Annotated in this window: 10 protein-coding genes; 9 read left to right on the forward strand and 1 reads right to left on the reverse strand. The window is 46.8% G+C overall.

The window, feature by feature from the left end; translation table 11 throughout:
* Nucleotides 1-2,340: fatty acid cis/trans isomerase (locus tag ACWA6V_RS06705; protein WP_449521752.1), on the reverse strand; the 2,340-nt coding region annotated here is incomplete at its 3' end.
* Between the two features lie 173 nt (nt 2,341-2,513).
* Between ACWA6V_RS06705 and ACWA6V_RS06710 the strand changes: the two genes are divergently transcribed.
* The 9 genes from ACWA6V_RS06710 to nagB all read left to right on the forward strand — a co-directional run.
* Nucleotides 2,514-3,353: a DUF3014 domain-containing protein gene (locus ACWA6V_RS06710; RefSeq protein ID WP_449521753.1), complete on the forward strand. Its 840-nt coding sequence runs from the start codon at nt 2,514-2,516 to the stop codon at nt 3,351-3,353.
* A 366-nt stretch (nt 3,354-3,719) separates the two neighbouring features.
* Nucleotides 3,720-6,425: a TonB-dependent receptor gene (locus tag ACWA6V_RS06715; protein WP_449521754.1), complete on the forward strand. Its 2,706-nt coding sequence runs from the start codon at nt 3,720-3,722 to the stop codon at nt 6,423-6,425.
* Nucleotides 6,426-6,518: 93 nt separating this feature from the next.
* Entirely contained in the window at nt 6,519-8,042 is a 1,524-nt protein-coding gene (locus ACWA6V_RS06720) for a tryptophan halogenase family protein (RefSeq protein WP_449521755.1), read from the forward strand.
* 44 nt (nt 8,043-8,086) lie between these two features.
* On the forward strand, nt 8,087-8,791 hold the full coding sequence (locus ACWA6V_RS06725; protein WP_449521756.1) for a DUF6445 family protein: 705 nt from the start codon (nt 8,087-8,089) through the stop codon (nt 8,789-8,791).
* A 482-nt stretch (nt 8,792-9,273) separates the two neighbouring features.
* Nucleotides 9,274-10,200: an N-acetylglucosamine kinase gene (nagK, locus tag ACWA6V_RS06730; protein WP_449521757.1), complete on the forward strand. Its 927-nt coding sequence runs from the start codon at nt 9,274-9,276 to the stop codon at nt 10,198-10,200.
* A 15-nt stretch (nt 10,201-10,215) separates the two neighbouring features.
* Nucleotides 10,216-11,520 (forward strand): N-acetylglucosamine MFS transporter NagP, encoded by a 1,305-nt coding sequence (gene nagP, locus ACWA6V_RS06735; RefSeq protein ID WP_449521758.1) that lies wholly within the window; start codon nt 10,216-10,218, stop codon nt 11,518-11,520.
* 45 nt (nt 11,521-11,565) lie between these two features.
* Entirely contained in the window at nt 11,566-12,654 is a 1,089-nt protein-coding gene (locus ACWA6V_RS06740) for an acyltransferase family protein (RefSeq protein ID WP_449521759.1), read from the forward strand.
* A 46-nt stretch (nt 12,655-12,700) separates the two neighbouring features.
* Entirely contained in the window at nt 12,701-13,858 is a 1,158-nt protein-coding gene (nagA, locus tag ACWA6V_RS06745) for an N-acetylglucosamine-6-phosphate deacetylase (protein WP_449521760.1), read from the forward strand.
* Nucleotides 13,859-13,912: 54 nt separating this feature from the next.
* A partial coding sequence (nagB, locus tag ACWA6V_RS06750) for a glucosamine-6-phosphate deaminase (protein WP_449521761.1) occupies nt 13,913-14,604 on the forward strand: 692 nt, incomplete at its 3' end.

Raw genomic sequence — 14,604 nt, forward strand, 5'->3', positions numbered from 1 at the left:
ATGATAAAGCTGGTGGACCTTATCGCTAAACGCCCAGAATTGCGGGTCGCTGCGGCGCACTGCGTATTTATCTTTTAATGCGCGATAGCTGTCTTCCGAGTCGAGTTGTTGAAATTGGGTAATAAATGCGGCGATTTCGTCCTCTTCAATCCGCAAAAAGCTATTGGGATAGGCACCGATAATACCGCGCGCGATGGTGAGGTTGTCCTCCGCGGGAATGCGCCGTTTGTCTTCGCCGAACAGTGAAGACAAATTGGAGTAGGCACTGTTGTTTACCAGCGTAAATAAACCCACATTTGGAATGTGAATGACAGTGGTCTGGGGCAAAAAGCTGATTGCAGTGCCCTGAGTGCTCTGTAATTTTTCGTAGAGCGCCAGTTTGCGCACAGGCAACTTTTTCGTGCTGATATTGTGGTGCGACTGACTCGCCTGACCCAAGTAAGCTCGCAGTTTTTGGTACAGCTCCTGTTGCGGATTATTGGTGAGGTAGCGGATATTGTTCGGTGCATCCACTTGCTTGATGTACAAATCTACATAGGTTTGCAAATGGGATTCGGCGTCGCGGTACCAGTAATTCATCAGCGGTTGTTGATCCTTTTCCGGCAGCATCCCCACAAAATTCATTTCACCTTCAATGCGTAAAAAATCCATGTACAGGCGGCTTAACAATTGGTGCGATACATTACCGTACACGTCAAACCCTGCCACTAATAAATAATGAATGCGTTCCAGTAGCGGGTAGCCGATTATCCAGGCCGTTTTCGGCGCTTTGCCAATCATCCCTTTATGTACACTCGCACTGTCGCTGTGGCGAAAAATTGTCAGCGCCGCATTTGGATTTTTACCCTGGTCACCATCCCAAATTTCGTTCAGCTCCAAACCGCCTTCAGCAGCAATTTTTTTACTCACAAACGCCGCTTTAGACGCGAGATACTCTTTTTGCAATTCTGAGTATTTCAGCCAGTTGCTCATCGGCAGCAGTGTGTTGCCCGCTTCGGCCGGTAGCCGCAGATGCTTGCTGTTCTCTGCAAGAAATTTTGCATTGCCCTCGGTACTTTGATTTTCCGGTGCAAAAAAGAAAACCCAGAAATGATCTTGAATGACATTGAGCGCGACCTGACCTCGACAGACTGGCCCCTTGATAAAATTCATGATGGTGAATTGCGCTTCATCGAGCATAAAGCGGTAGCGTGCGTTGATCGGCAGTTCGGCAAAGGTGACAAACGGGTTGGCCGCTATATCTGGTGCATATCCGGGTAAGGCAGATACCTCGTATGCGAAAGCAGGATCAGACGAGAAAAAAAGTTGCTGCCATTTTTTCATGCGTGCGGGCGTGAGCGAATAAGGCATGTGGGTTTTTGCGATGACGCTGGAGGGATCATGCCATAAGCGATAGTAAACGCGGCTTGTGCCTGGGTCATCAAATGGGCGAGTCGTGCTGATTCTCGTTAAGGGCTTTCCCGGCGGTGTGCTGGAGCGAACCAGTCGAAAATAGAGATGAGGTGATTCAGAAAAAAATAACTGCGCTAAAAATACATGTTCATAAATATAGCGGCTGACGAGTTGCTGCTTAAGGCTGCCGCCATTAAAAAACATTTCCCACTCTTCGATCTGTTTTTGTACCACCGCTGGTATTGCTGTTGCAGTACCCATGGATGCCCCTTGGGCCAGCCAGTCCATGGTGGTGTTGTGTTCGCTGCTACTTAATCCCGGCAAGCCATAAGGCATGCCCCAGAGCGGTTTACTTTCGGTAAAACCGGCGAGATTTTCTATCGGGGCGCAGTGCTGAGCGTGGTCGAGATTAAAATTAAAACTATCCGGCAGGATCGTGGTAGCGGGAAGTGGATGGGCTTTTTTCAACTCCAGCAACTGTGCCATCACGCCGGCATTGATATTTGCAGCAGACGTGTTTTTACGTTCATTCAATACCGGATGAAAACCTTTGCTGCGCCACTGTGCCGTGGTGTTGGCATCTTCAAACAGGCGTGTGAGTGACGCACCGAGTAGCCGCGTGCCGTCGTAAACCTTGCTGGGGTTGGCTCCGCGCAGCAACCCTTCATAGGCATCCAGTTTGAGTTGGCAGGGTGCATCGTAGCAGCCGTGGCAAACAACACAGCGCTGCTCAAGAATCGGCTTGGTATCTTTGTAGTAGGTCAATGTTGCGCGGGGCAGCGTATCGCTCATTTCGCGCGGCTCGGCTTTGCCGTAGCGCTGATCCCACTGTGAGCTAGTAATAGTGGTACAGCCAACACTGATCAATAGCACCAGGCCGAGCGAGCTGCGAGTTAAATACCGGAGTGATTGGATAAACCTGGCCAGCAGAGAGTGCTTACGAAGCATAATTGTCCTTTGGTTGACTGCCTGTGCATGGCTCCAGTCTAGCCTGAGGTATTAAATTGGGGAACCAGAGTGGATCAAGGCTGTCCCCCTATTGTGGATTAGGCCATAATCCTGTCGCACTGTTAGTGAATAACAGTAGTTGCCATAAAAACCGCCAAACAAAGGGTATTGCTATGAGTGATGACTACCAACCGCGCAAAAATTCGTCCACCACTATGATTGTTATTGTGGTGCTGGCATTGATTGCGGCTGCGGCTGCCTTCTTCTTTTTACGCGACGATGCCCCTGTCGCATCACAAACAGTTACCACGCCTGTAGCGGTTGCCCCGCAAGCGACAGCTACCAGCAGCGCAGCGGCAGCGCCCATTGTTGAGTACGAACCACCGCAGCCGGTGATTGAGGTGGAGCCGCTGCCTGGCTTAAATGACAGCGACGCCAGCATAATTGCCGCATTGCAGCAATTGCGTGGCGAAGGTTTGTTGCAATTATTGGTACCGCAAGAAGTGCTGCGTAAATTTGTGCTGGCCGTAAATAATGTGGCTGAAGGTAAGGTTATCCATGAATACCGCCCGGTAGTATCGCCACCACCACCGTTTATCGCCGACACTTTTTCGGTGATGGTCGAAGGTACTGCGGTTGATCAGGAACGTGTTTCCCCCAACAACTTCCAGCGTTACGAACCCTATGTGACAACGTTAGCGTTGATCGATAGCGATGCAGCTGTTGCTGTGTATCGTCGCTTTTACCCTCTGTTAGAGGAAGCGTTTCGCGAATTAGGCTTGAAAAAGCCTAATTTTCACAGCGTGATGATTGCGGCCATCGATAATATCCTCGCCGCCCCCGATGCGCAGGGTGATTTATTGTTAGTGCGCCCCAAGGTGTTTTACCAATACGCTGATCCAGCGTTGGAGGCAATGCCTCAAACGCACAAGTTAATGCTGCGTATGGGCCCCGAAAACGCGCGCAGCGTTAAGGCGAGCTTGCGCCAATTGCGGGCCCGTTTAGTGAACTAATGGGCCATGTTTGTGCATTTATGATTTCCACCTCCCGTCAATAAAAAAGCCGCATTCAGCGGCTTTTTTATTAGCTGCAAGTTCGAGTGTGTATTTTCGTAATATCTTTGCTGTAACCGCGAAAAATATATTTTGACCCCCTCTGTCGCCTAAAGTATCTAATTGGCTGATTTGTAACAAATTTATTAAGAATCCCCCCGGTTTTCCGCCAGCAACGGAACTTTACCTTACCTTACAAAGATGTTGACAACGTTGTCCTGTGGGGATAGTGTTGGCTCATCGACAACGTTGTCTTGTGTCCCCAGTTGTTGAAAAGTTAGGTCATTATTAAATACACACAAATTGCCAAGTCACGGGAGAATAACCATGCGTAACAAGTTAAGTGATGCGATCAAACTGGCCAATAAGAGTGCACTGATGCTCGGTTCAGTAGCAGCTGTCGCCATGATGGGTTTTGCGGTTACTGCAAATGCACAAGATGCAGGTGCAGAGCCAGAAGAGGTGTTGGTAACCGGTATTCGCGGTGCATTGAAAAATGCAGTGGATATCAAACGTAACTCTACCGCTGTTGTAGATGCTGTATCTGCGGAAGATGTGGGTAAATTCCCTGATTCGGACATAGGCGAGTCACTTGGCCGCGTCCCAGGTGTAACTGTTGGCCGTGCATTTGGTCAAGGTGCATCAGTATCTATTCGTGGTGCCGCACCACAAATGACTTTGACCCAATTAAATGGTCAGAACGTTGCTTCTACAGGCTGGTATGATCAACAAGCTATCGACCGTAGCTTCAACTACTCATTGCTTCCATCACAATTGGTGGACGGCATGGAAGTTTACAAATCATCGCGAGCTGATCTTAATGAAGGGGGCATCGGCGGTACCGTTGTCGTTAAAACTCGCAAACCATTGGATATGGAGGCCAACACTGTTTATGTGGGCGCTAAGGCACGCACTGGCACTATTAGCGATGAAATCTCTCCAGAAGTGTCTGGTTTGTACAGCTGGAAAAATGATTCAGAATCTTTTGGTATTTTGGTTGCTGGAGCAACTGAAGAATTCGACTACGTACGTCGTGGTACCGAGGCGGATTACCGTTGGTGGGATGATGTTTCCCCAACTACGTTCATTCAAGAGCGTGAGCGTACTGCATTAGATGTAACTGCACAGTTGGCTCCTACAGATGAGTTGACCTTTGGTGTTCATTATTTGTCTTTGGATCTTAAAGCCAATAACACCAACACCAGTACCTATATCTTCTCTGCGTTGGATACATCTGCTAACTACACCTGCTCTCAAACCAATGCTGCAGGTGTTTGTGTCAAGAACACTACCAAGAATCCGGTTCGTGGGAATTTGACTGCTGGTTGGGCAAGCGGTGCGTTAGGGACTGAGACCTTCAACCAAACCTGGGGTCGTGTTGCGAGCATGGACTCTGAAACCTTTGATTTGAATGCTGAATATGCTGGCGATTCTTTCAAGGTAACTGCCAGTGTGGGCAACACCAAGGCTGAGGGTGGTACTGACTTAACTACCAACTTTTCGCACTTCGCCAGCTTGGGTGACTACAACATGGCGTTGTGGGCAGGTAGCATCGATGCTTCTGGCAAGAAAATTAAGATCAATGCTACATCTGATCTGAACATGACTTTGGACAACTATCGTGACAAATCAGCTGCAGAAGCTTGGGCTGTAAAAAGAGGTCCAAACTCAGACGAAGAGAGCTATGCACAGGTTGACTTGGAATTTGAGCTTGATCTTGGTGCGATTAAGTCATTCAAAACTGGTCTCCGTACAACTGACCATGACGTAGAGAAGTCTTCTGATGCAGCGGTGTTTGGTAATCCAATTCCTCAAACCCTAAACGATACTTCCATGTTCTACCGCGGCACCTTTGAAGTGGGTTCACACGGCTTCAAAGCGCCAAAACCTGTACTGGGTGCAATGGTTAAAGCAACCTTGGCAGATGTAACTGGCTGGAAAGAAGAGCGTGCTGGTTACGCTGCGCTGAATGAACAAAATGATGCGCTGTACGGTATGTTTACTTTCGAAGCCGATGCCGTTAAAGGTGACTTTGGTCTGCGTTATATCAGCAGTGAAATTACTGGTAAGTCATACGCATTAGATGGTACTCCGCTGGCTGCTGGCGATCTAGGTCAAAATCTCTATTACAGCACCAACAAAACATCTGTTGGTGAAGATTATGATGATGTGTTGCCAAGCTTGAACGTAACCTTTGACCTGACTGATGACTTGGTGTTGCGTACTACTGCCTCACAGGCAATCAGCCGTGCAAATTACAACGATATGTTCACCAATGCGAGCCAAACTGGTTATCAGGATGGCATTCCAGGTAACGAACGTCTGACCACAGGTAATGTTGGTTTGAAACCAATGAAATCTTCTCAGGCGGATCTTGGTGTGGAGTACTACTACGGTGACGGTAACATGTTGTCTGCGACTTATTTCGTTAAGTCAATCAATAACTTTGTTACTAGTGATATTGAAATCAATAGATCTGTTGGGTTAGTGAGTCCTGATAGTAAAGTGGACAACTGGGAAGTAGTTACCCTTAAGAACTCTGGTGGCGGTGAAATTGATGGTATCGAGCTGCAGTTGACTCATGCGTTTGATAATGGCTTCGGTATGGCTGCAAGCTACACTTACGTAAATGCTAATGCGCCACTGGAAAGTTATACGGATCGTCTTGGTGTATTCACTGAATCTTCTAAAGACAGTGTGAATCTGGTTGGTTACTGGGAAAACGATGTGTACTCAGCGCGTGCAGCTTACAACTGGCGTTCAGAGTATATGATTCGTGAAACTGGTTACTATGGCAACCGTATGCATGATGACTTCGGTTCTCTGGATTTGAGCTTGGGCTGGAACGTATCTGATAGCATCAGTGTGAGTTTTGAGGCTACCAACATTCTTGAAGAAGATGATGTTCAGTATGGTGGAGCCGAATTTTGGGCCGCAGATTCTGGCACCAAGCGCCCTCTGTTGGAAGGCTTCCCGGCTTGGTCATTTGAAGGTGAAGCAACTTATATGTTGGGTGTAAGCTTCAAACTATAAGTGCTGATTAGCTGAGTAGTTCAAAAAAGCCCAGCTTATGCTGGGCTTTTTTGTTTAAAAACAGTGAGTATATTTTTAATTGGTAAGCCAGTGATGAAAATTAAACGCGTAGCAATTGTGGGTGGCGGCACTGCGGGTTGGTTGGCTGCGAATCACTTGGGCGTGGAACTTAGTCGCGACCCTGAAATTGAAATCACCCTGATTGAGTCAAAAGATATTCCTATCATCGGCGTAGGTGAGGGGACGGTTCCGCAAATCAAAGCGACCTTGAAGCGCTTCGGCATAGCGGAAATCGATTTGTTATCCACTTGCGATGCAACTTTTAAGCAGGGAATTAAATTTGCACATTGGATGGATGCGCAAAAGCACGGCCCTGATAATTTTTATTACCATCCGTTTAGCTCCCCTTATCCAGCAGGCTTCGACGTTACCAATTATTGGCTAAATAATAAATTAGCATTTGAGTTTTCAAAGCTATCCGAGATTTATTCGGTAGCTGAAATGAATCGCTCCCCCAAACAAAAGTCATCGCCACCTTATATTGGCTTGGTGGATTATGCCTATCATTTCAATGCGCTTAAATTTGCGGATTTATTAGCTAAAAATGCCCGTGAAAAATTTTCGGTCAAACATATATTTGAAACCATTTCCCAAGTTTCGATCAATGCGGATGGCAGCATTAAAGGATTTTTATATGCATCTGGCCGCGCAGAAGAATTTGATTTTTTTATCGATTGCACCGGATTTTCATCGCTATTAATTGGCGAGACATTAGGTGTGCCTTTCCTGGATAAATCGGCGCAAATTTTGACTGATACCGCGCTTGCTATTCAGGAGCCTATCGCCGAGAGGGATGAAATTTTGCCGTACACATTGGCAACTGCGCACAAGGCCGGTTGGATTTGGGATATTCCCTTGACCCAGCGCAGGGGGGTAGGTTTTGTCTATTCCTCTCAACATATGACGGAGAGCGAAGCAGTTGAAAGTTTTTCCAATTATCTGGATCGAGATCTACAGAATGCTAATCTTAGAAAAATTCCTATGACGATTGGCTATCGTGAGTCTTTTTGGAAAAAAAATTGTGTTGCTTTGGGGTTGGCGCAGGGATTTGTGGAACCGCTAGAGGCCACCTCCATATTAGTCACCGACTTTGCGGCATTGCTGGTTGCCAGAAATTTTCCAAAAATGATAGGTGATATTCCAGTTGTGTCTGAGTGCTGTAACAAAGCAGTACGCTACACTTGGGAACGGGTAATTGATTTTGTACAGCTCCATTATTTAATTTCAGACCGCCGCGACTCGCAATTTTGGATCGACAACACTGAAAATACAGTGATGTCTGATGTGTTACGGGAAAGGCTGGCACTATGGAAAATCGGTGTACCCAAAAAGACAGACTTTTTCAGTTCATTTGATATATTTGGTGTGGAAAACCATCTGTTTGTACTCTATGGGATGAACTATCCAACAAGACCTGGTGTACTTGGTGTTAATGAGGCATTCAAGTCACAAGAGCTGGTGCGCGAGGTGCAGGAGAAATCATTACAGATGAGCAACTCTTTGATGTCGCATCGGGCTTGGCTGAGTGAGCTAAAAAGAGCACTTGAGTCACGCTAGTTTTTTCGGTGTCTGTTTTCTAATGTGGGTAGTTGAGACCGCTAATGATGATCAATGAAAATTTAACTATGCAGACACTGTCTGTGGGCAATGAAAAAAACAAAGTCATTTATTTTGATGATTTTTTAGTGGAGCCGTCACGGCTTGTTGAATTTGCCAGTGGCGCGATCTTTTCGCCTTATGCGGCAGCGGTACAACGCAAAGGATATCCTGGTGTGCGAACTCCGGCGCCCGCCGATTTTGCCAATCAGTTTAAAGATAGGGTTTGCGAAATAATAAAAAGTGAATTTGCCATTCCAGCGGAAACTAAAGTAACCGCGCTACAAAATGCCATGTGTTTGATGACGGTACCTGAGGTGGAGTTAGGGCCACTACAGCGAATTCCCCATTTTGATGCAAGTAATCCTTATTTTTTTGCCACGCTGCTTTATCTGTGCGGAGAAGATCATGGAGGGACGGGGTTTTATCGACATAACAGTACGGGCTATGAATCCATTACACCTGAAAGATGTGATCCTTATCTTGATGCTTCTTATGAGGAGCTAAATAGAAAAAAACCTGAACGCCGCTATTTTTCTGAATCAGATGAGTTTTTTACCAAGGTGGGGTTTATTTCTGCACAATTTAATCGCTTGGTTATTTATCCTGGATGTTTATTACATTCAGCCAATATTTTATCAGGCATCAGCATTAACCCTGATCCCAAGACGGGCAGGTTAACGGCGAACAATTTTTTTAGTTTTGATTAAATGCGTAAGACAGCATCAACAGGCTAATGATTTTTCATTGCTGAACGCGTTAAGCGGTCTCCAAAAAATGCGTTGTGAACATCGTTGGTCTGATTCAACAACTGCTGCATTTTTCGCGCACATGTGCCCCAATTCCCTCCATTTAACCTCATTTGCCTCGTGCTATTTCCCTGTAATTTAAAGGTTTTTCTCTTGCCTACAAAAAAGTCAAAATTTTCTTTGACAACGTTGTCTAGTCGGCGTAATCTAAATCTGTCCGATGATGACATCTGAGCCTGGTAACTCTCCTTGTCAGGCTCAGTATCATGGGGCATGAGTTCTCTAGAGCTGTAGTAGTGGTCTTGTGGTTAGTGTCCTGCGGGGCACTAACCTTTTTTAACTCTCTGTTATGATCGCAAGCCAAGTGGGAACATTCGAATTTTTGAGTATCCGGCGTTGCATCAGTAAGTCGGGTATTTGCTCTAAAAATAAAGAGGTAGATCATGGCAAAGATGCCACTCGGCGAACAAACCTTGTATATAGGGATTGACGGCGGCGGTACCAAATGTCGCGCCAGTATCATGACCGCAGATTTACAGGTGCTGGGTACTGGTGTCGGTGGTCCTGCTAACCCTTTCCAAGGCGTACAACAAGCCAAAGATTCTATCCGTACTGCTGCCGAGCTGGCACTGATCGATGCCGGTTTACCGCCTTCCGCAATGAATGAATTAATTGCTGGTGCTGGCCTTGCCGGTGTCAATGTCCCCAGCCTTTACGAAGTGATGTCGGCTTGGGAACACCCCTTCAAAGAAATGCATCTCACCACAGATCTCCATATTGCCTGCCTCGGTGCTCATAACCGCGATGAAGGTGCGGTGATGATTTGTGGTACCGGTTCCTGTGGCTATTCTTATGTAGGCGATAAATCGCTGTTTATCGGTGGACACGGGTTTCCGATTGGCGACAAAGGCAGTGGGGCCTGGATGGGGTTGGAAGCAATTCAGGCAATTTTACTGGCCTCCGATGATCTTGGGCCGAAAACCAGTTTGAGCAATTCGATTGGTGAATTCCTGCAAGCATCCGGTGTGATGATCGTAGACCGCATGTTTGGTGCCAAGCAAGGCGACTACGCCAAATTTGCTATTTTTGTAGTAGATGCAGCCGATGCTGGCGATGCAGTGGCTATTAGTATCGCTAAAGAAGGTGCTGCCTACATGAGCGCAGTTGCGCGCAAGTTGTGGGCGACTCAACCTGGCCGCATGTCAATTATTGGCGGCCTTGCGCCACGCCTTATTCCCTGGATGGAACAGGACATCGCCAATAATCTTTCCCCCGCTTTATATCAACCGGAATTTGGCGCCGTGTATTTCGCCAAACAGCGTTTCAAGCTAGCCAATAATAACCAGAGTGTTTTAACCACTACTATCTAACGCGAGAAATTAACCATGAGTAATGAAGCTGTTGCGGTTCCGGCACCGGGCGCAAATTCAAAGAGTACACTCCTTCCTTTGGCGATGATTGCCGGGATGTTTTTTATTTTCGGATTCGTCACCTGGCTTAATGGCTCGTTGATGCCTTATTTGGAAGTGGTATTAGCCTTAACACCATTTCAAGCTTCATTTATTCTGTTTTCTTTTTATATTGCGGTAACTGTTTTTTCGCTGCCATCCTCATGGATAATTCGCAAGGTGGGTTACAAGAATGGGATGGCAATTGGTTTGGCTACCATGGCATCAGCCGCACTGATTTATATTCCTGCAGCAAAAACTCACTGGTTCGGTATGTTCCTGATTGGGCAATTTATGATGGGCGCCGGACAAACGCTGGTGCAAACAGCAGTGAATCCTTACGTAGTAAAAATGGGGCCGGAAGAGTCTGCTGCGCGCCGTATTAGCATCATGGGTATTCTCAATAAGTCAGCAGGTATTGTCGCACCTATAGTATTTACCGCATTGATTTTGGGCGGCATGACTGGCCATCCGACAACAACACCTACGCCCGAAGAAATTGAGCAGATGGCAAGCAATTTGGTATTGCCATACATCTACATGGCCTTAGTGATTGGTGCTGTGGCATTTTTGGTAAAATTTTCTTCGTTGCCTGAGTTGGAATCTGAAGAGAATAGTTCAGAAAAATTACCTTTGCGTGGTGCGTTTCAATTTCCAAATCTGGTATTGGGTGTGATCGCATTGTTCCTTTACGTTGGTGTAGAGGTGATTGCGGGTGATACGATTGGTGCCTACGGCCGCAGTATTGGTTTTAGCAACTTCTCTATTCTGACTTCAATCACTATGACCTGTATGGTGATTGGCTACATCCTTGGCATCATATTAATTCCGCGCGTTATTTCTCAGCAAAACATGTTGTTAGTCTCTGCTGCTCTCGGTGTATTTATCAGCCTGTGTATTGTATTTGGTAGTAATGAATCTACCTCAATTTCTTCACTGTTCGCTTTCCTTGGAGCGCCTGCAATTCCTAACACTATTTTGTGTATCGCATTGCTGGGTTTGGCGAATGCCATTGTATGGCCGGCAATTTGGCCATTGGCGTTAAGCGGTTTGGGCAAATACACCGCGACGGGTTCTGCGTTGCTGATTATGGCCATTGCGGGTGGTGCAGTGGTACCTGTGGTCATGGGCGCGCTATCAACAGTTATTGATCGGCAGACGGCTTACATTGTGATGACACCCTGTTATTTATTTATCCTCTTTTATGCAGCTAAAGGATACAAACTGCGTAGTTGGAAATAACGTTTATATATCAGTAACACGACTACACGATTTGCGAGGTATCCGATGGTCAAGCAGCGTTTTCTAGCGTTGGATGTAATGCGTGGTTTGACCCTCGCGTTGATGATTCTGGTAAACACTCCCGGTTCCTGGGAGTTTGTTTACGCACCTTTGCTGCATGCGGATTGGCATGGTGCGACCCCCACCGATTTTGTATTTCCTTTCTTTATGTTCATTGTTGGCTCGGCCATGTACTTTTCAGTGCGCGGTCTGAGCCAACTGACCTTTGCCGAACAATCCAAAAAAATCCTGCGCCGCGCTGCACTTATGTTTTTAATCGGCGTATTGCTCGCTGCCTATCCCTTTACGGAAAGCCTTGCGCAGTGGCGAGTGATGGGCGTGTTGCAACGTATTGCCATCGCTTATGCATTTGCCTCTTTTATTATTTTGTATTTTGGATTTACTGGCCGTGTCGTGATTAGCGCTATTTTATTAGTCGGTTATTGGGGCTTGTTAAATCTATCCGCTGATCCATACAGCCTTGAGCACAACATCGTACGCCAAGTGGATTTGAGTGTGCTGGGTGCGAGCCATTTATGGCATGGCAAAGGGGTGCCTTTTGATCCCGAAGGTATCCTGAGCACCTTTCCATCGATAGTGAATGTGATTATTGGTTTTGAAGCAGCGCGCGTTTTGCTCGCGAGTGAAGACAAAGAAAAAGCGCTGAGTAAATTGTTTGTATCGGCATTGGCCCTGATTGGTTTGGCATTGTTGTGGAATACCGTTTTCCCGATCAATAAATCCCTGTGGACCAGCCCCTTTGTACTACTGACCTGTGGTGTGGCGATTTTGCTGATGATCTTATTAGTGAAGCTTGAGCAGTCGGCGGCAGCTAATGCGATCAAACCTGTGTATCACTTCTTTGAAATTATCGGAAAGAATCCGCTTTTTATTTATGTGTTGTCGGGTGTGTTGGCAACCACTATGTATTTAATACCGATTGGCAATGAGTCACTTTACACTGCGCTTTATGCGGCCTTCCGCAGTGTGACTGATCCCTATTTTGCATCGCTGCTGTTTGCGCTTTTGCAAGTGGCCATCTTGTGGTTTGTTGCCTGGGTATTGCACAAGCGCAATATTATTATCAGTTTATAACGTTTGCCGCTGTTAATGCGGCGAGCGATTTTCGACAGGTGTGGTTATGAAACAGGCGTTAGTGGGCGCGCGCATTTTTACCGGTGAAGAATTCCTGGAAAATTATGCAGTAGTGGTCGCAGGCGAACAGATTACAGCGCTGGTTCCCGTTGCTGAGTTGGATGAATCTATCCCGCAAATTTTATTGGACGGCGGTGTGATTGCTCCGGGCTTTATCGATTTGCAAGTCAATGGTGGCGGCGGTGCGTTTTTTACTAACGATACCAGCGTCAGCGCAATTGCCACCATGTTGAATGGTCATCGCCCCACTGGCACAACCTCACTGTTGCCTACCTTGATTAGCGATACCCGCGAAGTGCATCAGGCCGGTGTTAAAGCCGTTGCCGATGCTGTGGCGGCCGGAATGAAAGGTGTGCTCGGCGTTCATGTTGAAGGGCCGTTTTTTGATATGGCACGGCGCGGTGCGCACAACGAACGCTACATCCGCGAAATGGAACAGGCTGATATCGATTGGTTAGTGGCATCGGTAAAAGGCCAGCATGATTTTAAAGTCATGCTCACGCTTGCGCCCGAACATGCGGCGCCCGGTCAAATTAAACAACTAACCTCTGCTGGTGTAGTTGTCTGTGCTGGTCATACCGATGCGCATTATGAATCGGTAGTTAGCGCACTCAAAGAAGGCCTCTCCGGATTTACCCATTTATACAATGCGATGCGCCCAACGACTGGCCGCGAGCCAGGCGTTGTGGGAGCTGCACTGGAAGATGCTACCAGTTGGTGCGGAATTATTATCGATACCTACCATGTGCATGCCGCTTCCGCGCGTATTGCGTGCGCCGCAAAACCGAAAGGCAAAATGTACTTAGTGACGGATGCTATGTCGACTGTCGGCTCGTCGGAAAAATCATTCCAGATTTACGGCGAAACTATTTATGAAAAAGATGGCTGTTTGGTCAATGCAGAAGGGCGGTTAGCAGGCAGTGCAATCGGCATGATTGACGCTGTGCGCTTGAACACCGAATGGGTAGGAATGGAGTTAAGTGAAAGTTTGCGCATGGCGTCGCTATATCCTGCCGAGTTCATGCAGGTGGATAATTATCTCGGCCGCATTCAATCCGGTTTCCGTGCGGATTTAGTGCATTTTACGGATGATTACCGCGTAACCCACACTTGGGTTGCGGGTGATTTTTTACGTCACAGCTAACTTTTGGAAAGCTAAAATTTATTTTTCGGTCAATACCACTCACTGGAGTGTTCAATGAAAGTTGTTATTTTGAAAGATGCTGCTGCAGTTGCTAAATACGGCGCGAATATTTTTATTAAACAAATCAGCCGCAAACCTGATTCGGTGTTGGGTTTGGCAACTGGCTCAACGCCAGTGGCGCTTTACAAAGAATTAATTGACGCTTACAAAAGTGGGCAGGTTTCATTCAAGAAGGTGAGCAGTTTTAACCTGGATGAATATTTAGGTTTGAACCCGAGACACCCGCAAAGCTATCGCTATTTTATGAATCAACAATTGTTTGATCATGTCGATATCGATAAAGCCTCAACCTTTGTTCCACCGGGGGATGCAGAAGATCCATTTACTGCCTGCGCACTTTATGAAACGGCGATTAAACAAAAAGGCGGCATTGATATCCAATTGCTGGGTATCGGGCGCAATGGCCATATCGGTTTTAATGAACCGTCTTCATCATTGATGTCGCGCACGCGCATTAAAACCCTTACCCGTGCAACCATTGACGATAACGCACGTTTTTTTGGCCCCGATGAATACCAGCCGCATTTATCCATCACCATGGGTATAGGTACTATTCTCGAATCGAAAAAAGTGGTGCTGTTAGCGACAGGTGAAAATAAAGCCGAAGCGATTAAAGCAACCGTAGAAGGCCCGCTGACTGCAGCCTGTCCGGCATCGGCGTTGCAATTGCATGAACAGGTAGTGTT

The organism is Cellvibrio sp., assembly GCF_053579595.1.